Annotated in this window: 19 protein-coding genes; 7 read left to right on the plus strand and 12 right to left on the minus strand. The window is 38.7% G+C overall.

Features of this window, described 5'->3' with window-relative positions; all coding sequences use genetic code 11:
* Window positions 1–27: 27 nt before the first annotated feature.
* From C9J42_RS06270 to C9J42_RS06295, 6 genes are all read right to left on the minus strand, one after another.
* The gene (locus tag C9J42_RS06270) at window positions 28–348 is read right to left on the minus strand and encodes a cytochrome c (protein ID WP_107208424.1); all 321 of its coding nucleotides are present in this window, start codon (window positions 346–348) and stop codon (window positions 28–30) included.
* 127 nt (window positions 349–475) lie between these two features.
* A complete protein-coding gene (locus tag C9J42_RS06275) occupies window positions 476–1678 on the minus strand; it encodes a dihydrolipoamide acetyltransferase family protein (protein WP_107247943.1) in 1203 nt (400 codons plus the stop codon).
* Window positions 1675–2658 (minus strand): alpha-ketoacid dehydrogenase subunit beta, encoded by a 984-nt coding sequence (locus tag C9J42_RS06280; RefSeq protein ID WP_107208426.1) that lies wholly within the window; start codon window positions 2656–2658, stop codon window positions 1675–1677. Before C9J42_RS06280 ends, C9J42_RS06275 begins: the two co-directional genes overlap by 4 nt.
* Entirely contained in the window at window positions 2651–3760 is a 1110-nt protein-coding gene (gene pdhA, locus C9J42_RS06285; RefSeq protein WP_107291288.1) for a pyruvate dehydrogenase (acetyl-transferring) E1 component subunit alpha, read from the minus strand. The genes C9J42_RS06280 and pdhA overlap by 8 nt, the downstream gene beginning before the upstream one ends.
* Before the next feature lie 236 nt (window positions 3761–3996).
* Window positions 3997–4941, minus strand: a complete 945-nt coding sequence (locus tag C9J42_RS06290) for a DNA ligase (protein WP_107247945.1) — start codon at window positions 4939–4941, stop codon at window positions 3997–3999.
* Window positions 4942–5099: 158 nt separating this feature from the next.
* Window positions 5100–5642, minus strand: a complete 543-nt coding sequence (locus C9J42_RS06295) for a hypothetical protein (RefSeq protein ID WP_107208429.1) — start codon at window positions 5640–5642, stop codon at window positions 5100–5102.
* A gap of 309 nt (window positions 5643–5951) precedes the next feature.
* On the opposite strand from C9J42_RS06295, the gene C9J42_RS06300 reads away from it, so the two are divergent.
* Window positions 5952–6644 carry a hypothetical protein gene (locus C9J42_RS06300; RefSeq protein ID WP_107292814.1) on the plus strand — a complete coding sequence of 231 codons (693 nt, stop codon included), beginning with the start codon at window positions 5952–5954 and terminating at the stop codon, window positions 6642–6644.
* A 125-nt stretch (window positions 6645–6769) separates the two neighbouring features.
* Here C9J42_RS06300 and C9J42_RS06305 read toward each other — a convergent pair whose 3' ends face one another.
* Window positions 6770–8242 carry an FAD-dependent oxidoreductase gene (locus C9J42_RS06305; RefSeq protein ID WP_107292815.1) on the minus strand — a complete coding sequence of 491 codons (1473 nt, stop codon included), beginning with the start codon at window positions 8240–8242 and terminating at the stop codon, window positions 6770–6772.
* Window positions 8243–8780: 538 nt separating this feature from the next.
* Between C9J42_RS06305 and C9J42_RS06310 the strand changes: the two genes are divergently transcribed.
* The 4 genes from C9J42_RS06310 (at window position 8781) to C9J42_RS06325 (ending at window position 11856) form a co-directional block, all read left to right on the plus strand.
* The gene (locus tag C9J42_RS06310; RefSeq protein ID WP_107208432.1) at window positions 8781–9851 is read left to right on the plus strand and encodes an OmpA family protein; all 1071 of its coding nucleotides are present in this window, start codon (window positions 8781–8783) and stop codon (window positions 9849–9851) included.
* Between the two features lie 115 nt (window positions 9852–9966).
* Window positions 9967–10398, plus strand: coding sequence for a hotdog fold thioesterase (locus C9J42_RS06315; protein ID WP_107261850.1), 432 nt, complete (start codon window positions 9967–9969; stop codon window positions 10396–10398).
* Window positions 10399–10406: 8 nt separating this feature from the next.
* Window positions 10407–10643, plus strand: a complete 237-nt coding sequence (locus tag C9J42_RS06320) for a DUF3389 domain-containing protein (RefSeq protein WP_107261852.1) — start codon at window positions 10407–10409, stop codon at window positions 10641–10643.
* Window positions 10644–10812: 169 nt separating this feature from the next.
* Window positions 10813–11856, plus strand: coding sequence for an outer membrane beta-barrel protein (locus tag C9J42_RS06325; RefSeq protein ID WP_107208435.1), 1044 nt, complete (start codon window positions 10813–10815; stop codon window positions 11854–11856).
* Between the two features lie 46 nt (window positions 11857–11902).
* Here the strand turns inward: C9J42_RS06325 and rodA are convergent, their stop codons facing one another.
* The gene (gene rodA / locus C9J42_RS06330; RefSeq protein WP_107208436.1) at window positions 11903–12994 is read right to left on the minus strand and encodes a rod shape-determining protein RodA; all 1092 of its coding nucleotides are present in this window, start codon (window positions 12992–12994) and stop codon (window positions 11903–11905) included.
* Window positions 12995–13269: 275 nt separating this feature from the next.
* Here rodA and C9J42_RS06335 point away from each other — a divergent pair, with 275 nt between their 5' ends.
* Window positions 13270–14184 carry an ROK family protein gene (locus tag C9J42_RS06335; RefSeq protein WP_107208437.1) on the plus strand — a complete coding sequence of 305 codons (915 nt, stop codon included), beginning with the start codon at window positions 13270–13272 and terminating at the stop codon, window positions 14182–14184.
* A gap of 58 nt (window positions 14185–14242) precedes the next feature.
* Here the strand turns inward: C9J42_RS06335 and C9J42_RS06340 are convergent, their stop codons facing one another.
* The 3 genes from C9J42_RS06340 to C9J42_RS06350 form a co-directional block, all read right to left on the minus strand.
* Window positions 14243–15403, minus strand: coding sequence for an MFS transporter (locus C9J42_RS06340; RefSeq protein ID WP_107261854.1), 1161 nt, complete (start codon window positions 15401–15403; stop codon window positions 14243–14245).
* Between the two features lie 536 nt (window positions 15404–15939).
* Entirely contained in the window at window positions 15940–16896 is a 957-nt protein-coding gene (gene ylqF / locus C9J42_RS06345) for a ribosome biogenesis GTPase YlqF (RefSeq protein WP_107261856.1), read from the minus strand.
* Between the two features lie 704 nt (window positions 16897–17600).
* Complete coding sequence (locus C9J42_RS06350) at window positions 17601–18572, minus strand: tetratricopeptide repeat protein (RefSeq protein WP_107208440.1); 972 nt, start codon at window positions 18570–18572, stop codon at window positions 17601–17603.
* 320 nt (window positions 18573–18892) lie between these two features.
* Between C9J42_RS06350 and C9J42_RS06355 the strand changes: the two genes are divergently transcribed.
* Window positions 18893–19903, plus strand: coding sequence for an SUMF1/EgtB/PvdO family nonheme iron enzyme (locus C9J42_RS06355; protein ID WP_107288181.1), 1011 nt, complete (start codon window positions 18893–18895; stop codon window positions 19901–19903).
* Between the two features lie 50 nt (window positions 19904–19953).
* Here C9J42_RS06355 and C9J42_RS06360 read toward each other — a convergent pair whose 3' ends face one another.
* Complete coding sequence (locus C9J42_RS06360) at window positions 19954–20178, minus strand: hypothetical protein (protein ID WP_146144297.1); 225 nt, start codon at window positions 20176–20178, stop codon at window positions 19954–19956.
* Between the last annotated feature and the right edge of the window lie 245 nt (window positions 20179–20423).

Here is a 20423-nt window from a genome sequence, read left to right on the forward strand (position 1 = left end):
TTGAAGGACGACTGACGTTGAGCGCGATTATTTCATTTGTGAATAGTATTCAGAGATATCGGCGATATCTTGATCAGATAAATTTTTAAGTTGGGCTTTCATCATTGACGACATCCCCCCAGTGCGGCTGTCATTTAAATATGCTTGCATTGAGTTATATAAATACTCTGCATTTTGGCCTTTTAGATTCGGGTAATCTGGGCGTGGTGCAATGCCATTGCTACCGTGACAAAAACGGCAGCTCGGCGTTTTTATTTCACCTTGGGTGGCATCACCATCAGGCATTGCCATAAGTGAGCTTGAAAAGAGAAGCGTGATAAGACTTGCTGTAAAAAATGAATAGCGCATAGTTTTTATATGACTGCAAAATGAAAGGTAATTACTATCATAAGCTGTTGTTTATACCATGCAATATTTTGTTATTGTTTGATGTAACAATATGTTAGTAACTTTATTCCAAGTAAGTGTTATCACGTTATGAAGATTCAATGTTGTCACAAGGTGGACTTTCTAAGCTATTGACTAGTGCCTTAATAAATCGCGCGGCTTCTCCTCCCGTACATGCTCGATGATCAAAGGTAATAGAAAGAGGCAGTACTTTTATGGTTTTTACACGTTCGTCTTCCATGATCACTTTATCCATGATCCGTCCAGCACCAATAATGGCAACTTGCGGTGGTGTCACAACGGGAGTGGCAAAAATACCGGCAATAGCGCCGTAGTTAGAAAGTGTGATGGTTGCTTTTTGTAATTGATGACGATCTATTTTTCGGCTGCGAATACTGGCAGCGGTACGATCAATCCAGCGTCTGATCCCTTCCTGATGATATTGTTCTGCATGATGTAACACAGGCACATACAGGCCATGGCTGCTATCGACAGCAATACCAATATTAACAGTTTTATGTAAACACCTTGTCATTGTTTCCGCATCAAACCATGCATTAAGCGCAGGCTCTATATGACAGGCGTTATTAATAGCTTTAACTAGATTGACCGTTATGTCGTCATCTTTTTGCCAGTGATATAAATGTGCTTCTTCAGTCAGAGTGACTGAAGCGACATCATGGTGCGATCGCGTCATATTCTTTGCCATATTACGGCGCGATCCTCTTAATATTTCAGTCCCTGGTATTTGTTGTTGGTAAGCAAGATAGACATCATTATCAATAATTAAGTGATTAGCCCCAGATCCGGTAATTTCTTTAATATTGACACCTAACTTCTGTGCCAATAACCGTGCTGAAGGGGTCGCAATTAATGGATGATGTTGATTAGCAATCGAGTGTAAATTAACGGTTTGATTTGCATCATCACAGATCGGATCAACATCAACATGTTTATCAAGCTGGGAGATGTTGCCTACAACCGTAGCCGAAGAGGATCTGTGATTTGCAGAGCTTGGACTGATTTTTTCTGGCAGTACGCTCGCAGTATTCGCGAGTAACTCATCGATTTCTAGCAAGCATTGACCAATATTAATAACATCGCCTTCGTTACCATAACGATGGACAATTTTTCCACTATAAGGTGCAGGAACATCAACCGTTGCTTTTGCTGTCTCTACAGTGACGACCACTTGATCGGTTTTCACAGTATCGCCAATATTAATATGCCATTGCACAATTTCTGATTCAGCCAGACCTTCACCAAGATCGGGTAATGTGAATGCTTTCATTGCCAACCCTCCATGAGTTCACGAGCGGCATTTACAATGTCATCGTGTTGGATCATAAAATAATCTTCATTACGATAATAAGGCATGATGGTATCAAACCCTGTTAGGCGTTTAGGCGGTGCTTTCAGTAAGCACATCGCGCTTTCAGCTACTCTTGTAATGATCTCTGCACCAACACCGCAGGTTTTTGCTGCCTCATGCACCACTAATAAGCGGCCTGTTTTTTCGAGTGATGCTGTAATGGTCGCCATATCGATAGGTTTGATACTGGCTAAGTCAATCACTTCAAGTTCTATGCCATGATGAGATAAGGTTTCTGCTGCTTGAAGTGATTCGACCACACAAGCGCCCCAAGTCACTAGGGTAATATCTATTCCTTTTCTCAACGTAAAACATTGCTCAAGCGGTAAAGCGAGACCGTTATTTTCGACATGTGATTTAACGGTTCGGTAAATCCGTTTGGGTTCAAAGAATAAGATCGGATCGTTACTGCGAATCGCGGCGAGCAGTAATCCATAAGCACGTTGCGGTGAAGAGGGGATCACAACTTTTAAGCCCGGAATGTGGGCAAACATTGCTTCGATACTTTCAGAATGATGCTCTGGTGCATGAATGCCTCCACCGAAAGGGGCTCTAAACACAGCAGGGCAGGTTAAGCGGCCGCGAGTACGATTTCTTAGTCTTGCTGCATGGCATACTAGGTGCTCCATTGCTGGAAAAATAAAGCCTTGAAATTGAAATTCAGCAATAGGTCGGAGACCCTGTGATGCCATACCAACAGTGACACCAGCAATTAACGATTCTGCCAGTGGTGTATCAATCACACGTTTACAACCAAAAGCTTGTTTTAAACCGAGTGTGGCACGAAAAACGCCACCATTTTCACCAATGTCTTCACCCAAAATAACGACATTAGGATCGTGTTGCATTTCATAGTGAAGGGCGAGGTTAACTGCTTCTATTAATGTAATGTCAGCCATTATTCCCTCCTGAATTTTGCTTCTCCATTCGCATCGCTTTACTGATAAGTGCGTCGCGTTGATAGTGCAGATCGGGATCGGCTTTCTCGTAAAGATAATCGAATGCTGATTCTGGCGCTTGTACAGTGAGAGCAAGGTATTGTTCAACGGCTTGGTTAATACGCTGATGGCAAATGGCTAACCATTGTGACTCTTCGGTTTCTGACCATAAATTTTGATTGATTAAATAGGTCTTTAATCGAGCAATAGGATCGAATTGCCATGCTTGTTTGACTTCTTCATCTTCACGATAACGAGAGGCGTCGTCAGCAGTCGTATGATCACAAAGTCGATAACTTATCGCTTCTATTAATGTCGCACCTTTACCTTTTCGTGCCTGATCTAAACTTTGTAGAAGGGCATCGTACATGGCAACAATATCATTGCCATCAACCATGATACCTTTGATTCCTGCGCCTTTGGCTTTATCGACTAAGTGTTCGGCATGACATTGCAAATGCAGTGGTACAGAGATCGCCCACTGATTATTGTTGATTACAAATACTAAGGGGATATTCCAAACACCAGCGCAATTGAGAGATTCTAAGAAGTCACCTTTTGAGGTTGCTCCATCACCACAAGTGGCAACGGTTGCTCTATGTAATCCTTTGATTTTCATTGCTGCTGCTATACCGACAGCATGAGTGCATTGTGTTGAAATTGGCACGCAAAATGGCATATCGTCATTATGTGAAATATCAGGGGATGTTGAGGGGAAATTGCTACCTAATTCATCGCCGCCCCAGTATTGCAAGTTCTGCAACATACTTATACCCCGCGCCCATAGTGCGGGCATATCACGGTAATAAGGGGCAAGCACATCGGTAGATTGCATAGCAGAACCAATCGCGATACCAATGGCTTCCGCGCCAAGGTGTGAAGGATAAGTCCCTAACTTTCCTGTTCTTTGTAAGGCAATTGCTTTTTTATCATAGTGACGAACTAAAACCATATCGCGGTAAAATTGCTGTAGCAATGTATCATTAGCCCACTCAGGAAGAGGGGTGACTAAATGACCACGGTGATCTATATAACGATGCATGGGTTGTGTCTGTCTATTCATCCCAAGCTCCTTGTGTTTTATCACCTCTTTATTATTTTCTGCTAAGAAGTGAATCGTTATAACGGCTTGAACTGGATAATTTAAGTGTAACGAATAGACAGCAACTTGCTTGAGCTTTCTCGTTGATATAACAGTAAACAAAACAATACAGCGAATTTATTGGAAAAAAGACCTATTGTTTACAAATGGTAGTTAATTATGCTTATCATTGATGTAAATTATGGTCTTTTATGTTGCTATGTGTCTGGCGATAATCTTACCCGGCTAAAACGTGCAAACCGTGGAATACCTCGTTCGGTATACCCGTTGTAACGAAACTGAATGGTAGTGCCAAGGGGGGGAGGGTTTTTGCGTTGTTGTTCAGTAAAGCCTGTTCCTATCTTAAAGGTTTTATTATTGATTGTTTTTACCCAAATAGATCCCATTAATCCCTGATATTTTCCATTTCCCTTTTCGTAACCAATAACAATTGCTTCAGCATCTTGATGTTGTTTGAGTTTTAGTAACTTATTTGTTCTGCCTGCGACATAGTAGTTATTGATATGCTGAAGCATTAAGCCTTCACCATGGTTATTAACGATAATATCAAGCCATTGCGTAAGAATACTGATTTCGTTAATACGTTTATGCTCAACTAGATAGAGCACGTTGTTTGGCACTGTACTGTGAGTCTGGATAAGTTTAACTAAGCTGTTGTAGCGTTGTTCAAAAGGTAAATCTGATGTAGGTAAATCAAACACCATATACTTGACGTTACGCCATGCCTTGTCATTAGGGACGTGATCCATGACTATTTTAGTCAGAGCTTGGAATTTACCACGTTGTAGCCACAGTTCACCATCAAGCGCTATTGCGGGTAAGTTTTTTATAAACCAATGAGGAGCATGGATTTGTCTACCTGATTTTGTCGTAAGTTGTGTGCCATTCCAATAAGCTCTAATGCCATCAAGCTTCTCACTAACAAGGTATTCTCTGACAGGGAATTCTATATTATCAATAACACTGTTCTTGTCATTAAGGTGCTGTAAATCTAAGGCTTTAGCTTTCATTAATTCAGGGGTTGATTGTGCAGAAAATGAAAGTGTCAGCATGACTAATGCTGCGATAGGTGAGAGCGGTTTATTTATATAATTAAGATGTTTTCTTGAGGAAACTTCAGCAGCAGTCAATATGTTTATCATCGCCTAACCTCTAAATTATAATTAGTAATAATTAAGGTATTAGACACTTGTGATAATGGAAAATATCAATACGGTTTCATATTGAAATAGTGTGTTGTCACTCTAAAATTTCTTCGAGATGATACAAGCATTAACAATTTAATGTGTTTTAAGTATATTTAGTTGTTGTTAAGTCTCGATAATGATGTCGTTTTTTTAACTACAACATCCGCCTTTGTTGTATAGCTATCAGCGCAATTATAGAAAGCTTGTGCTTGTTTATGATCAGCAACAAAAGAGAGCGGTTGCTCTAGTCCTTCTATATAAATCCGCGAGCGGTTGCCGTGAGAGCGAAAAGTATCGATGAATAATTTTGGGCTGACATTATCATTCGCGATAGTCGTGCTGTAGATGACATTTTTACTATCAATACGTTTGAAAAGGTTATGATCGACTAAGTACTTTATATCTGCTTTAGTTTTATTAAAGATCGGCTCTTGAGTTAATTTACCTCGAGATGGTGCGGATAAGTCATTGAAATGATATATTTTAATATCAAATTTACTATGGTAGTTAGATGATAACGCCAAAATAATCTTATCTTGATGTCGCTCTTCTTTTATACGTAACGTACAAGCCGAATTGTTTTGGATATAAACTGAATTTTCAAGCAGAGGCGTTGAAAAAGCAGAAACAGTGAGAAAAAGTAGTGGTGTAATCATAGTGCGCACCATATAGACATACATCAGTGTAAATCGAGGACAACATTTTGTTCCTACTTTAAACACTAGTGCTTATGGCAATCAAAATGTGGCTAACATTACAAACTATTATTTGTAATACACATTATTATTTCTGAGACGGCAATCTAGATTTATAGATAAAGTCTTAAATTAAACTGTACGAAGTGAGGTTGTTCGAAACCTTGCTATAAATATGACAATTGATTACATATTAAATGTTAAATTACGCATTTAGATAATAACAAAAATTAAAAATGTGCTGTTGCTGTATGTTTAGGAGAAAAAAATATGTCGAGTAGTACTACAGGAAAAACTACAAAACGTAACTGGAAATTGTCGTTACTTCTTGGGTTATTAGCTGGCGGGGCATTGGGCGCAGGTATACAGCATTACAATAATGTGCCTGTGACGACGGCATATAGTACGTTAAAAAGTGACTATCAGTCAGTAGTTGACGAACTCAATAAAGAAAAGTTATCAGTTAAACAGTTAACAGATGAGAAAGCGTTACTTGTTGAAAGCTCTAATCAAAAGTTAGATGCACTAAATTTGCAGTTAGATCAACAAAAGGTTCAGCTTGAGCAATTAACACAGCAATTAACTAATATTCAAAAGCAGCAAGAGACAACCCAAAAACTGGTCGTGACCAAAAAGAAACTTAATAAAGAAGTGGTAGCGCTAAAAACTAAAACCAAGCAACAAAAAGAAGTGATCGATAATTCAAATGTGTTGTTTGAACAAAAATCAAAGACACAGCATGATTTAGCTGTAGTTCAAAGGCAAATAGTGGCTCTTAGCCCTGATATAAAAAAAGCAAAAAAAGCATGTGCAGAGTTTAAATCCGGTAATAGCTGGAACTGGGTATCACAAAAAGATTGTGATAATTACGCGGATTTTCAACAGAAGCTTAATACGTTAAAAGCACAAGAAAGTCAGTTAAAACAGTCGTTAGCTACGCTTAATAAGAAAATTAATGCGTAATGGGTTAACCTTTATCAAGGTTCTTTCTGAGTGCTAGGAATAGCCTCAAAAAGGCCGCAATGTTGATCTTTTACAGTGAAGTGACACTATAAAATGAGGCATTGCGGCTTTTTATAATTTAGCTATTAACCTATAGGTTGAGCAAGTGAAGCAGGAAAACCGCGCTGAATGGCAATTTTTTCCGCATTCGAAACTATTTCTTGTTTATCTAACTGCAAGGTTGTTGAAAAAAGCTGCTCTCTTGTAGTTACATCATCATGATACGAATTGATGATTCCTTTTGTGATGAGTTCATTCACAATAGCATCGGCTGCTGATAGTGCTGATGAAGCTTTTACAATTTCAGAACGCGCATAGTTGTCACCAGAGAACGATATATCTGCAGCACGAAGCGTTGCATCAGTCCCTGGGATTTGCTGAGCGCCAAATAATGGTTTTCCGCCTACAACAGCACTTTTAAATGTATCAACATATTGTGCGACATGTTTTATCGCTTTTTCTGTACGCTCAATCACTTCTTCTTCAGACCATTGACGGTTTAATTTTTCTTTAAAAGCGTCATTAAGTTTTGGTTGAGCAGAGGAATGATCAGAGGTTACTAACCCATTTTCAAATAGAGTAATGTCTTTTGTCATTCCATGTAATTGGAAGTAGCCATTAGGGTAAGGTGTGAGTTGAGCCATGCCTTTTGGCGTACCACGCTCACCATGAATAATCACTTCTGGCCAATGCCCCTCACATTTCTCCCAGCGTGTTACATAAGCGGCTTTAAATTCTACCATTCGCTCTCGTGGAATATGAGCAAGATCATCGATTGTGCCAGAACGATAGCCACAAGCATTGATCAAGTAATCAACAGTACATTGTTGCTTATGATTATCCTGAGTTTCATAAGTGATTAACCATCGCTGAGTGACTTGGTCAAATTCAACCCCACACACTTTACTTGAAAGTAATACATGACAGTTCTCCATCTGCTTCAGTGCTAGGGATGCGGTTGCTGCAATTCGAAATACACTTAAACCATACTCTTGTACCATTACGATAGGGTATTTGAATTGATCTAATTGAAGCGATTTGGCGACAGGGATCATCCAATCATCAGGTGTGACTGGGTATGTTGGATTATCTAAGAGCTTTAACTTTTCTATATCTTGCTGCGAATAGAGAGTGAAGTAATCACTAGGCTCACCTAGCACTTTATTCTTACTATCTCGTTTCACCAATTGTTCGTAAGTGGTTTTTAGTAAATCTAAGCGAGGTATTAAATCTAATGCCGAGCCGTTATCGTCAATGGGCACAGCGATAACAGTTGGGCGAATGTTCGCGGTATGTTTGAACACTCTGAGCGTATCAATCGATTGCTCTAATAGGTTGAGACACTGTTGACTAGAGATCTCACGATATAAATTGCCGCCCGCATGAAGATGGCAAATAGGTGGGCCGTTAACGAGACTTATCCCTTCTTCGAATAGATTTATTGAAATTCCCAATTCAGCAAGACGAAGTGCAATCGTAGCACCCGCGACCCCTCCACCAATAATACCAACAGTTGAATGGCTAATGCCTTCTGAAGAGTGGCGCTCTGAAATATTCATAATGATTAGGCTTAAATGTGAAATTCAATAGTGGTTATAAGGTTAAAAATTGTATGGCTTTAATTAAGGATGTTAAGCCAATTGTATTTTACAAGGATACAGTTACGAGAGAAATATAAAGTTAGATCAAAAGTTAGAACAATCGCACTTATTTTTTTGCTCGCAAAATAGCCGCTTTGTTTAATTAAGCAGAAATATGAATGAAAAGTGGATATAAAAACCGAGTCAATAGCTGGAAAATAAAATTACACAATCATAAGTACGATAGGGTTTGTTGTTAAAATGTGATAATTATTTTATTTTATAAAAGCAGTATTTTGATGGGCAATATTCATGAATCTTTTAAATACAACCATTTAAAAAAGTTAAATGTTACAAGAAATTTTTTTATTATAGCTTTTTATTTTTATGTTTGGTAAATTAACCCCTGTTTTTTTGAGGTGATACGCAAAAATAAAAACTATGTTTGTATTTGTGAGTTTAAGCATCTAAAAAAGCACCTGTAGTGGCAATATTCATAAAATAAAGGATAAAAAACATGTCTAAAGCACGTTTTGCGATTTTACCTCTTGCACTTTTAATTTCTGGTGCAGTGAACGCAGCAACTGAAAACCCATTCTACGCTGGCGTTCGTGCTGGCGGCACTCATTACGCTGACTTCGATTCAAAGACAGCAGTTAATGGTGGCTTTACTTACGGTAATCCAAGTTCTGAGTTCCGTATTGATCGTGATGATTTCGCTGCAGGTCTATTTATGGGTTACAACGTAACACCATGGTTTGCAATTGAGGGTGGTTACACTTGGTTAGGTGAAGTGACTCTAAAAGGTGACAAGCATCATGACAAAGGTAAAGTAGAACAACAAGTTATCGACCTTGTAGGTAAGTTCACTTACCAAGCAACTGATAAAGTAGATCTATACACTAAAGTTGGTGGTGCATGGCAGTTCACTCGTGCTAAAGGCCTTCCAACTCAAACAGAAACCGATCGTGATGACAGCCTAATTGCAACTGCAGGTCTAGGTGCTGAATACCACTTCACTGATAACCTATCTGCACGTGCTGAATACCAGTACTACCACGATATGGAAACTAAGCCGACTGGTACTGATACGAAGGTAAGTTGGGATACTCACTACTACGGTATGAGCCTAGTTTACGGTTGGGGCGCTCCTGCACCAGTTGTTGTACCAGTAGTTGAAGAAGTTGTTGAAGCTGCAACTGTTCAAGTTGAGCCAATTTCTGTAACAATGCCTTTCGCATTCGACAGCGACACACTAACTACAGAAGACCAAGCACGTCTTGAGCCTATCGCTCAGCGTCTAGTTAACTTCCCTAACGCAGAACTAGTTGTTATCGGTCACACTGATAGCCGTGGCTCAGAAGCTTACAACCAGAAGCTTTCTGAAGAGCGTGCTAAGACTGTAGCGGTATATCTAATGAAGCACTTCAACATCGATGCAAGCCGTGTTAAAGGCGAAGGCCGTGGTGAGCTAGATCCAGTAGCTTCAAACGACACTGCTGAAGGTCGTGCTCAGAACCGTCGTGTAGATGTAACTACTCCTGGTTTTGAAATCCAAGCTGAAGTTGCAGAAGCTGTAGTTCAGTAATTAACTCTTTTGAGTTATAAAAAAGCGCCGCAAGGCGCTTTTTTTATGTTTGTAATAAAATTTAAAATCAATGTTAAACTATTACTTTATCGTAGTTTAATGGTATGAGAGTCGAATGACTATTTGGAAAAGAGAGTTTAGTTTAGCAAGCCTTAATAAAACCTCAGAAAATACATTAATTAAACATTTAGGTATTACCTACTCAACTTTTGACGAAGAATCACTCTCGGCAACAATGCCAGTTGATCACAGAACACACCAGCCACTGGGTATGTTACATGGTGGAGCCTCAGTCGTTTTAGCTGAAACATTAGGGTCAGTAGCCGCAAATTTGTGTGTAGATCATGATAAGTACTGCGTTGGCTTAGATATTAATGCAAATCATATTCGTGCAATAAGAGAGGGGGTTGTAACTGGCCGTGCTAGTGCTCTTCATTTAGGCGCAACCACACAAGTTTGGCAAATCGAAATAAGAGATGAAAGACAGCGATTAATTTGTACTAGCCGATTAACAATGGCCGTCATTATTAATAAAAAGAAGAAATAAAATAACCGATGATAATAAATTTTGAACAAGGTCGAATTATCGCGACTCAACGAGAAGTCGTTGTGAGAATTGATGGAAATTGCAGGATTAACCTTCAAGCACAAGTTGATGAGCTAACACTTATTTCTGGCGCTAATGTTGTTAGTGCTGTTGGTTGCGGGATTAATTGGTCTATAAAGTTAGATTCGAATGAGCAATTGCAACAACTTGCTAATGAAATAGGTATTGCGATTACTATTTATTAACCTTTTTTGCTTTATATTGAATAAAGAATATTAAAATTATCTTTATGAACTAATTTATCTCTGAATAACCTAGTTGAAATTATAAATATGGAATATTATTCCCTACAGGAAACATTTACCTCTCATCGGGTATGTTAGAGTAATAATTGAACAATAATAAGAATTTCACATGTCTAAAAAATATATTGCATTACTACCGCTTGCATTAGTTGTATCAACCGCTGTATCTGCTGCTACTGTTAATCCTTTTTATGTTGGCACACGACTCGGTGGTGCTCACTATTCAAATTTTCAACAGAACTATCAAGATATAACTGGCATAAATCTTAATAAAGATGATGTCGCGGCTGGTGTATTTGCAGGTTACAACTTTACACCTTGGTTTGCGGTTGAAACGGGTTATACATGGTTAGGTGAAGCTAAGTTTGAAAATAATAAGATTAAGCAACATGCTATTGATCTTACAGCTAAAATGACATGGAACCTCAATGATCAATGGGGCGTGTTTGGTAAGTTAGGTGGCAGTTACATGCTCGCTGACTTCCATGGCTATGGCGTTAAAGACCTTGATGATCATTTACTTGGTACGGCTGGTGTCGGTGTTGAGTATAAATTGACTAACCATCTATCTACCCGTTTAGAGTACCAGCTTTACCACGATATTCAGTCTAAGCCTCGTAACACGAATCTAGCTTATAACTTTGATACACAGTTTTATGGTTTGAGCCTTGTATATAGCTGGGGAGCAGCGCCTGCCGTTGTTGCACCAGTTGTTGATACTGCACCGCCAGTTCAAGCTGCAACAGTAACAGTAGAGCCTTCAACGGTTACGATTGCTTATGGTGTTGATGGTAAGCATTTAACTGAAAAAGATAAGCAACGCCTTCAACCAATGATTCAACGTTTAACACGTTACCCGAGTGCAACAGCTGAAGTGACGGGCTATACATCAAATACAGGTAGTGCAGCTTATAACCAGAAATTATCTGAAAAGCGTGCGAAAAATGTAGCGGATTTGCTTTCTCAGTATGTTGCTGACGCTAGCCAAATTACAGCGAAAGGGATGGGTGAAGCAAACCCTATTGCGACTAATGATACCGCGAAAGGTCGAGCAGAAAATCGTCGTGTAGAGATTTACTCACCAGCATTAAAGATTGCCACAGAAGATGCTGCTGAGCGTCCAGATTGCTGCGCAATGGAAAATAACCTATAAATAAAAAGCGCCGAAAGGCGCTTTTTTTGACTCAATCTATTAGGTATTAGATGTTAGGTGCGCAAATAGATTTCTTTCTTAAACAAAGCGCCATAATAATACCGAAAATAGCACCTTGAGTAATAATCGCTGAACCACCATAGCTAAAGAAAGGTAATGGACTTCCCATAACAGGTAATACACCGCTCACCATACCAATATTAATAAAACTATAAAGAAAGAAACTTAAAGCAAATGAGCCACTGACTAATCGTGCAAACGTTGATTCTGACTGATTCGCCAGCCATAACACTCTAAAAGTCATAAACGTATAGATAGCTAAAATAGTGAAGCTACCAATGTATCCCCATTCTTCTGCAAATGTTGAGAAGATAAAATCGGTATGACTCTCTGGAATGAAACCAAGATGACCTTGTGTTGCATCCATCCAACCTTTGCCAGAAATCCCACCAGATCCAATCGCAATTTTGGATTGAATGATTTGATAGCCAGAGCCTAATGGATCTGATTCAGGATTTAAAAATTGAAGAATACGTTTTTTCTGGTAGGTCTCCATTACGAAATACCACGCCAATGGAAGACTGACACCAATAATGGCTATCACAGATGAAATTAACTTCCATGACATCCCCGCAAAATATAGAACAAATAGAGCGTACATTACCGTGAAGATAGCACCATCTAGATCTGGCTGAATAAAAATCAATCCCGCTGGAATCGCAGTTACTATCAAACAAATCATGATCTTTTTAATACTAGGTCGACCCGCATCACTGACAAGGATCCAAGCCATCATGATTGGGACCGCTATTTTTACAAGTTCTGACGGTTGAAAACGTATTGGTCCTAATGCTAACCAGCGTTGCGAGCCATTGGTGCTATCACCAAGAACAAAGACACCAACAAGTAAAAGTACAGTAATAAAAAACAAATATGGAGCACTTCGCTCATAAGCGGCAGGTGAAATAGATGACATAAACAATAATGCGATAATCGCAATTCCTGCACGAATAAGATGACGCTCTATAATTGGCTCACTAAAGCTACTTGCACTCCATACACTCAAAGAACTGAATGTGATAAGAATTAAAATCGATATTAATAGTGGTATATCGATATAAGGACGGAATTTACTCATCGTGTACTTCACTGATTCACGCAAATTTGCGTAGACGTTAGTAATGCTTGTCACTTTAGGTGAGTTATTATTTGCCGCAAGAGAAAAAGTGAAACAAAATGTGGCTTGGGCTTAAAATAAAATATTATGACTGTTTTTCTAATGATCATCGCATAAAATGCTAATTTTAGTAGCGCACAATGTATAACAATAATATTTCTTAAATAGTGACCAAGTACAGAGAAGTAAAGATAAATACCGTTATACTTTCTCTGTAAATTTAGTCGGAGAATCAGATGGATCGTTATTACTGGGGTGTTGATTTAGGTGGTACAAAAATCGAATGTATTGTGATAGATCGTAACTCAGATCAACCCATTATTCGTGAGCGCATTGAGACAGAAAGTATTAAAGGTTATCAACATATACTTGGTCAAATAAAGGTACTGATTGAGCGGTGCGCAAAAATAGTTGGACATTACCCTTACGCGGTTGGTTTTGGAACACCAGGTACGCTTGATCCGATTCATGGCGTTATGAAAAACTGCAATACAACGGCATTAAATGGTCAGCCTCTTGATAAAGATCTTAATGAAATGCTTGGAATCCATGCAATTATTGCTAACGATGCCAATTGTTTTGCTTTAGCAGAAACACATTTTGGGGTCGTCAAACGTATCAAACCTGATGCTCAAATTGTATTTGGCATCATTATGGGAACGGGCGTAGGGTCTGGCATAGTGGTAGACGGTAAATGTTTATACGGCTGCCATGGTATTGCTGGTGAGTGGGGGCATAATGTTCTTGAGCATAATGGCGCGGATTGTTATTGCGGTAAGCAAGGTTGTGTGGAAACGGTTATTTCTGGGAAAGGATTAGAGCGTTATTATTACGAGCTTTCATCGCAAGCGTTATCTTTGCCTGAGATCGTCGAGCAAGCCAAACAGAATAATCATGAAGCAGTGAAAACAATAACACGTTTACGTGAGTATTTTGGTTTAGCGGTCGCACGAATTATTAACGTACTTGATCCTGAGATCATCGTGATTGGTGGTGGTGTCGGTAATATTGACGCGTTATACCAAGATATAGAAACACAAATTTTACCGCACTTGTTTAATACAGAGCTTAATACCTTGATTGTAAAACCAGAGCTAGGGGATAGTGCTGGTGTGTATGGCGCTGCAGCTTTAGTAAAGAACATCAGTTAAACAAGAGTCAGCCAAAAGTTAAAAGCGCGATACATATTAATAGTATCGCGCTTTTGTTTTAACTTGCCAGAACTTGAGGCTTACGTTGTAAACTTGCTACTAGCATGTAAATTGCCGTTGCAAGTAGAACAATGAAGAAGAAATCCATTATTCCATTTTGCTCTGCCATAAAGCTGTTAGCACCAATTGGACCCAGTGCTGAACCAATGCTGTAACTAAACAGCATAACTTGTGTTGCAGCAACAATATATGAAGAATCCAAGTTGTCACACGCCAATGTAATTGCAATTGGGTAAAGCGCAAAAGCAGACATGCCTAACAACGCCAATGCCGTGATCAGAACGACATAGTCTGATGATAGGTAAGTAATACCCATAGCAAAAACACCAAGCAAAGACATTAAAGCAAGCAATAGCGTTTTGCTCATTTTAATTGAAAGTTTGCTAACGACAGGTTGAATAACCATACCACCAAGAATGATTGCAGCCATCAACACGCCTACTTGATCTGTTGTTAGAGCATTTTGTTTTAATGCTAAAGGCATTAAACCGTAGATACTGCCCATTACAACACCTGACGTTATACAACCAATAATTGCAGGTTTACTCAAACGTGCAATTTGCTTTATTGATAACACTTGGTGTGAATCACTGCTAGGTTGACCTTGTTTTACAAACAGAGGCGGTAAAATTGCGATTAGCAATAGCACTAGAATAACGATAAAAGGAATAAACCCTTTAACACCAAACATGCCTACTGCTAATTGACCAACAGTGGTGCCACCATAGAGTGAGGTCATGTAAAAACCAAGACGTTTTGCTCGCTCTTTCGCGTTATCACCAATAAGTAGCCATGATTCAACAACAACGAAAATACCTGCAACAGCCATACCAGCAACGAGGCGTGCAAATAGCCATACTTCTTTATTTGGAAAAATTGGCAAAACCGCAACAGTTACTGCTAGCAAAGCTAAAAAAGTAATAAAAGCCACACGGTGACCAATCTTCGCAATAATTGGCTCGATCATCATTGAGCCAATAAGAAGACCAATGTAATAGATGCTTGCTAACCAACTTGCATAACTGCTATCAATTTTAAAATTTGCTAATGATAACGGAACCAAGCTCATTAGGTAGCCTGATGCGATTGCGAATACAGTTAGTCCAGCAACAGGCACAAAAATGCCGCCGCTTTTGCGACAAGTAGTGATGTCTTGCACTACCTTGGTCTCCAAGTGAAATGTTTGAAATAACCTGTCTTTATTTAAGGTAAATACGTTTAGAAAACGAAAAACCAGAAATCAAGGAATGATCACTGGAGATAACAAGACAGAGCTGTTTAAAAAAGTGTTTTATTAGAAAACTCGGCGATTATTGACCCTAACCTAACATTAGTAAAATGAGAAAAACTAATGTGAAACAGGGCATTTCATTACATTGATTAATGCCAAAAAATAATCGTTAGAGTAGTGATCATTAAACTGAACTCAAAATCGTACTTTATCTGATTAATATATTTATTTTTAAAGAATTAGAACTGGTTTTACTGTTGCGGAACAGGGGGGAGTTTAAATAATGATTAGTGTTGTAATTGTTGTTCTATGCAAAAAAAGAACAAACAAAAGCGCATTTTTATCAAAATAATATAAAAAAAATTGGTTTCTAATGAAGAGTTTGGATTACATTTACTAAAAAGCCACCTTACTATAGCGATATGGCACTCAGAGTAAGATGGCTAGTTATATTTTGAAGTCGATTAACGTTTATTTTTTAGATAGCGTTTACGTCGTTCTTCTTTCTTTTTGATCTTTTGTTCAGCTTTACGTTCAGCTTCTACTGCCACATTGATCAGCTCTTCAGTGATCATATCTGGATGCTCTAGAGTAATATTCCCCAGTGTACCGTTACGCAATTCATTGATAAGAATGACAGAGGCTTTGTGCAGATCAACACGACCACCACCTTTTAAACAACCTCGTTTGCGCCCGATCTCTTCCATTAGCTCAATTTCAGATTCAGGTAGGTCATCATCAAGGTTATAACGTGCCTTGATCATATCTGGGTATGCTTTGATCAGATATTCAATGGTAAAGAAAGCCACGTCGATATAATCCATCGCGGTATCTTTAATTGCCCCCGTTGCAGCAAGGCGGAAACCACTATGTGGGTTTTCTACTTTTGGCCAAAGAATTCCCGGCGTATCAGAAAGCAGTACACCGTTATCGAGGTTAATACGTTGCTGTTGGCGTGTTACAGCAGGTTGATTTCCTGTGATTGCGACAGTTCTGCCTGCAAGTGTATTGATAATAGTTGATTTCCCAACGTTAGGAATCCCCATAATCATGGTGCGAATTTTTTTACCTGCTTCCTCACGGTGAGGTGCAAGCTTGCGGCATAAATCCATGATCTGATTAACTTCGTTTAAGTTTTCAGTGGTGACAGCAATGGCTTTAACGCCTTGCTCTTTTTCAAGGTGATCAATCCAAAGTTGAGTCATCTCAGGATCGGCCAAATCACGCTTGTTCAAAACTTTAACAACAGGCTTACCGTCATTGGTATTGCGGAACGATTTGATCAGTGGGTTTTCACTACTAAATGGGATACGAGCATCTAAAACTTCGATGATCACATCAACTTTCGGCATCGCTTCTTCAATTTCTTTGCGGGCTTTGTGCATGTGCCCTGGAAACCACTGGATACTGTTACTACTCATTTGATTTATATGCTCTTTATTTGTTCTTTGTGTCCCTTGGGGTACAACCAGGGGTACTAAAATTGGTCGCAAGAAAAATAGTGGTTATATCTTGCATTATTAAGTTATTGATAGAAATTCTATCATAGTTGGCAGTAGATCACTCTTAAATGATAAAGAGGATTGGAATCATTCTTTATATCCATGCCTACTTGAGTAAGAAAGGGCAACAACAAACGTCAGCAACACATGATAGGGTGGGGAAAGAGTAAAAATACTAGAAATAATCTTTAGCCTTGGTTTGAGGAAGGTTGAATATACCATTTCTGGATATCAGAATATCTATAGGCTGTTGGCTAATCACAAATGAGTTAACTTTTCTGCTAACTCGTAAATGCCCCATTATTAGTCAGAGTAAATGCTCATTCATATCGTATTAACAGAATTTTGGATGAGATATTCTAATCAAAGTTAACTAAAAATATTTAGTTTAAATTCTGGATGTTTTATTACTCTCTTCCATAAAAAACGCGAGTTTGAGGTTTTTCACCTCGCTGAGAATACACCTATAACCAGCTGGGCAATAATTGGCCTGAAGGCTTAAATTTTCTGGATAAATCGTAGATACATATTCAAGTTACAGTTTACGTATTTTGTTTTCACCGATAAAAAACGCTCCCATTAGAGGGAGCGTTTAAGGCAATGAATATAAGGGCTATACAAGATTAGCGAAGTACTCTCACCGTATGTTTACTTAAGAACTCTTTAGCAAAGTCGTTGACTTGTTTTTTCTGGGCATCAGATAAATGACTCATTGTTTCAAGGTATTGTTCTTTATAAATATCATAAAGGTCATGCTCTTTGTCTGTACCCATTGAATCAAGATATATTTTTGAGTAAGCAGCTCCAAGCACTTCGTCTTTTTCAGGGTAAGTGATTTGTGGTAATGAATGTAGGTACCGTGCAGCAAGAAATATTATAGAACCAGCATCTCCAGTATTTGCCATCTTTATCCAAATATCTAACGCTTCTTTTTTATTGCCTTCATCATAAATTATAGAAGCATAACCTTCCATTCCCCTAAAGTTTCCCTGTTCAGCAGAGGCATTGTATAGTCGTTTTACTTCTTTTTCTCGATTGCCAGGTATGAAAAACCAGCCATCTCCGCCAGCATACATACTTGCTAGGCTTGCCTGTGCCTTTGAGTTTTCATGGTCAGCAGCTTTCTTCAACCAGTCATTAGACTCATCAGGGTATAAGAAGGATAACATATTCATTGCGTTACCATCTCCTTGTTCTGCTCTAACTTTTAATTCTTTAACTAAAGGCGTACGATATTCCTCTCTATCACCATAAATATTTGTATCTGTCGACAGAACAAATTTAGCTTTTTCGCTTCCTAGTTTCGCGGCTTTAACAGCATATTCATGTTCTTGAGGGGTTTGGGCCATAATATTCGTTCTAAAGGTCCATGAATAAGCTAAAGCAGCTTTTGCATTCCCCTTATCTGCCGCGTATTTCAAATAAGGTTGCCCTTGTTTTATTTTATATTGGTCGACGAGTAAATCGCCTAATTGATAGGCATCTTCAACAGACATGGAGCTTGGCGCAGGGTATGTTGTTTGTGCCTGTGTTTGTGAGGCGCACAACAGGCATAAACATAACAGCCACCGGTAACCTATTTTTACTTTTTGCATTATTTATTAATCCTTATTACTGCCTATAAAGCTGTTATGGGGGGCTACTGATAAGTTAAGATAGGTAAGGGTACTCCTAATTACTGCTGGGCAATAATTGGCTCAACATAATTCTAAAAGACATATTTATATACTGTTTTTCGGGCAAATTATTGCCTGCTCGTGTAGTGATGTATCATTACAGATTTGACTTTAATTCATTAAGTTAAATGAATAATGAGTTTAGTGTTGTTTTAATGTAGCAAATCAAAATAGAAGAATTTTAACGAAGTTACATGCATTACCTTACAGAATGAGTACAGAAAGGATTTGATTGCGCAATGTATAGAAAATACCTGAGCCTATTAATAAGCGCATGTGTATTAACAGCATGCACTGGAGAGACAACCGCTTCAGTAACCAGTAAAACGGTACCAGCTGAAAAAATCACTCAAATAGAAGCGAAAGTAAAAAAGCTCTACCCTGATGCAGATACCAAACTTCAACATCAAATCATCGATGTTGCTGTTGAATCTCTAGAAAGCATGGTGTTTATCAAAGGTGGAACCTTCATGATGGGCGCATTTAAAGCACCTTGTAACCCCATTTCTACGGATAGAATGGATTGGTCGCCAGATGCTAAGTGTAATACCGCTTTGTCGAATGTTGAAACTGGCGCTAATTTTATACATAAAGTGACCTTAAGTGACTACTCTTTAGCTAATCATGAAACGACTTATCACGGTTTTGATGCTTTTCAAAAAGCATATGAACGCCCAGTTGTTAAAGCAGGAATGAGAGAAAAACATGACCTTTCTGACGATAAGTTTAAAGATCTAGCGACACCGACTAAAGCATGGCAAGAGGCAAAGGATTATTGTTTATGGCTGGGTGAGTTAACAGATTACCCGATTGACTTACCCACAGAAGCACAATGGGAATATGCGGCAAGAAATCGTGGGAAGCATCTATACTATGCAACCAATAACGGTTACCTTCAGCGTAAAGGTGACCAGCATTTGGTTGATGGAAGGTATGTTGATTACACAAAAGATGAATGGAATATTGGTAGCTCTATAGATTTAAATCAAATTAAATTGTATCCGCCAAATCCATTAGGTTTGTATGATATGGCAGGAAATGTAAAGGAATGGATGAATGACTGGTATAGCGAAGATTATTATCAACGCTCCCCTGAACTCGACCCTCAAGGGCCATCGAGAGGATCTAAAAAAGTCATGAGAGGAGGGGGGTTAACAACATCTCGAGCAGGCCAAGCCATAGCTCAAGATGGATATATCTCACTCAATGGTTTTCGCTGCGCGGTGCAGCAACCGACACCAGTAAAGTAGTATTCAGTTAGTGCCGACAATAACATTTGGCTATTGTCGGCAGCTCCAAATTAAATTTTTAATACTCTTTTCTTTTGCTTTCTATGTTGGAAATCATAAATGGTGAATGGAGTTGAAGGGATCATACCCATATTATCTAAATAATTTACACTCGCTAACTGAGCAATCCATTGATTAAATTCTATTTGCTGTTTTCCATCTAAAATTTTATTTATTCGCTGTAGGTTATTTATAAGCGCATTATCTGAACTTTGTTTTTTACCTTCGATATTCATGTGGGCTAACACTTCAACAAACTTGCGCCAAGAGCGAATAGTACCGCTTAATAACACATAAATTGCTGCTTCCTGCTCCTCCTCAAGATTAAGCCAATATGTATGTACTAGGGTATTGTGTAGTGGTCAACAAATACTAGCCACGGTTTTAGAGGTTAACCAATATAATCGTTCTGATTCATTCGGTGTTAATCCGCCATTATATTGATGTGGTCGTAATTGGCTGTAATAACCAATAATATATC

Origin of the sequence: Photobacterium sp. GB-56 (assembly GCF_003026105.1) — a bacterium.
Lineage (GTDB): Bacteria > Pseudomonadota > Gammaproteobacteria > Enterobacterales > Vibrionaceae > Photobacterium.

Excerpts from the sequence above, each read along its gene's own strand:
- C9J42_RS06310 (WP_107208432.1), top strand. The coding sequence starts at position 8,781 with ATGTCTAAAGCACGTTTTGCGATTTTACCTCTTGCACTTTTAATTTCT.
- ylqF (WP_107261856.1), bottom strand. The coding sequence starts at position 16,896 with ATGAGTAGTAACAGTATCCAGTGGTTTCCAGGGCACATGCACAAAGCC.
- C9J42_RS06305 (WP_107292815.1), bottom strand. The coding sequence starts at position 8,242 with ATGAATATTTCAGAGCGCCACTCTTCAGAAGGCATTAGCCATTCAACT.
- C9J42_RS06355 (WP_107288181.1), top strand. The coding sequence starts at position 18,893 with ATGTATAGAAAATACCTGAGCCTATTAATAAGCGCATGTGTATTAACA.
- C9J42_RS06295 (WP_107208429.1), bottom strand. The coding sequence starts at position 5,642 with ATGATTACACCACTACTTTTTCTCACTGTTTCTGCTTTTTCAACGCCT.
- rodA (WP_107208436.1), bottom strand. The coding sequence starts at position 12,994 with ATGAGTAAATTCCGTCCTTATATCGATATACCACTATTAATATCGATT.
- C9J42_RS06315 (WP_107261850.1), top strand. The coding sequence starts at position 9,967 with ATGACTATTTGGAAAAGAGAGTTTAGTTTAGCAAGCCTTAATAAAACC.
- C9J42_RS06335 (WP_107208437.1), top strand. The coding sequence starts at position 13,270 with ATGGATCGTTATTACTGGGGTGTTGATTTAGGTGGTACAAAAATCGAA.
- C9J42_RS06350 (WP_107208440.1), bottom strand. The coding sequence starts at position 18,572 with ATGCAAAAAGTAAAAATAGGTTACCGGTGGCTGTTATGTTTATGCCTG.
- C9J42_RS06275 (WP_107247943.1), bottom strand. The coding sequence starts at position 1,678 with ATGAAAGCATTCACATTACCCGATCTTGGTGAAGGTCTGGCTGAATCA.
- C9J42_RS06320 (WP_107261852.1), top strand. The coding sequence starts at position 10,407 with ATGATAATAAATTTTGAACAAGGTCGAATTATCGCGACTCAACGAGAA.
- C9J42_RS06360 (WP_146144297.1), bottom strand. The coding sequence starts at position 20,178 with ATGAATATCGAAGGTAAAAAACAAAGTTCAGATAATGCGCTTATAAAT.
- pdhA (WP_107291288.1), bottom strand. The coding sequence starts at position 3,760 with ATGAATAGACAGACACAACCCATGCATCGTTATATAGATCACCGTGGT.
- C9J42_RS06290 (WP_107247945.1), bottom strand. The coding sequence starts at position 4,941 with ATGATAAACATATTGACTGCTGCTGAAGTTTCCTCAAGAAAACATCTT.
- C9J42_RS06300 (WP_107292814.1), top strand. The coding sequence starts at position 5,952 with ATGTCGAGTAGTACTACAGGAAAAACTACAAAACGTAACTGGAAATTG.
- C9J42_RS06325 (WP_107208435.1), top strand. The coding sequence starts at position 10,813 with ATGTCTAAAAAATATATTGCATTACTACCGCTTGCATTAGTTGTATCA.
- C9J42_RS06280 (WP_107208426.1), bottom strand. The coding sequence starts at position 2,658 with ATGGCTGACATTACATTAATAGAAGCAGTTAACCTCGCCCTTCACTAT.
- C9J42_RS06270 (WP_107208424.1), bottom strand. The coding sequence starts at position 348 with ATGCGCTATTCATTTTTTACAGCAAGTCTTATCACGCTTCTCTTTTCA.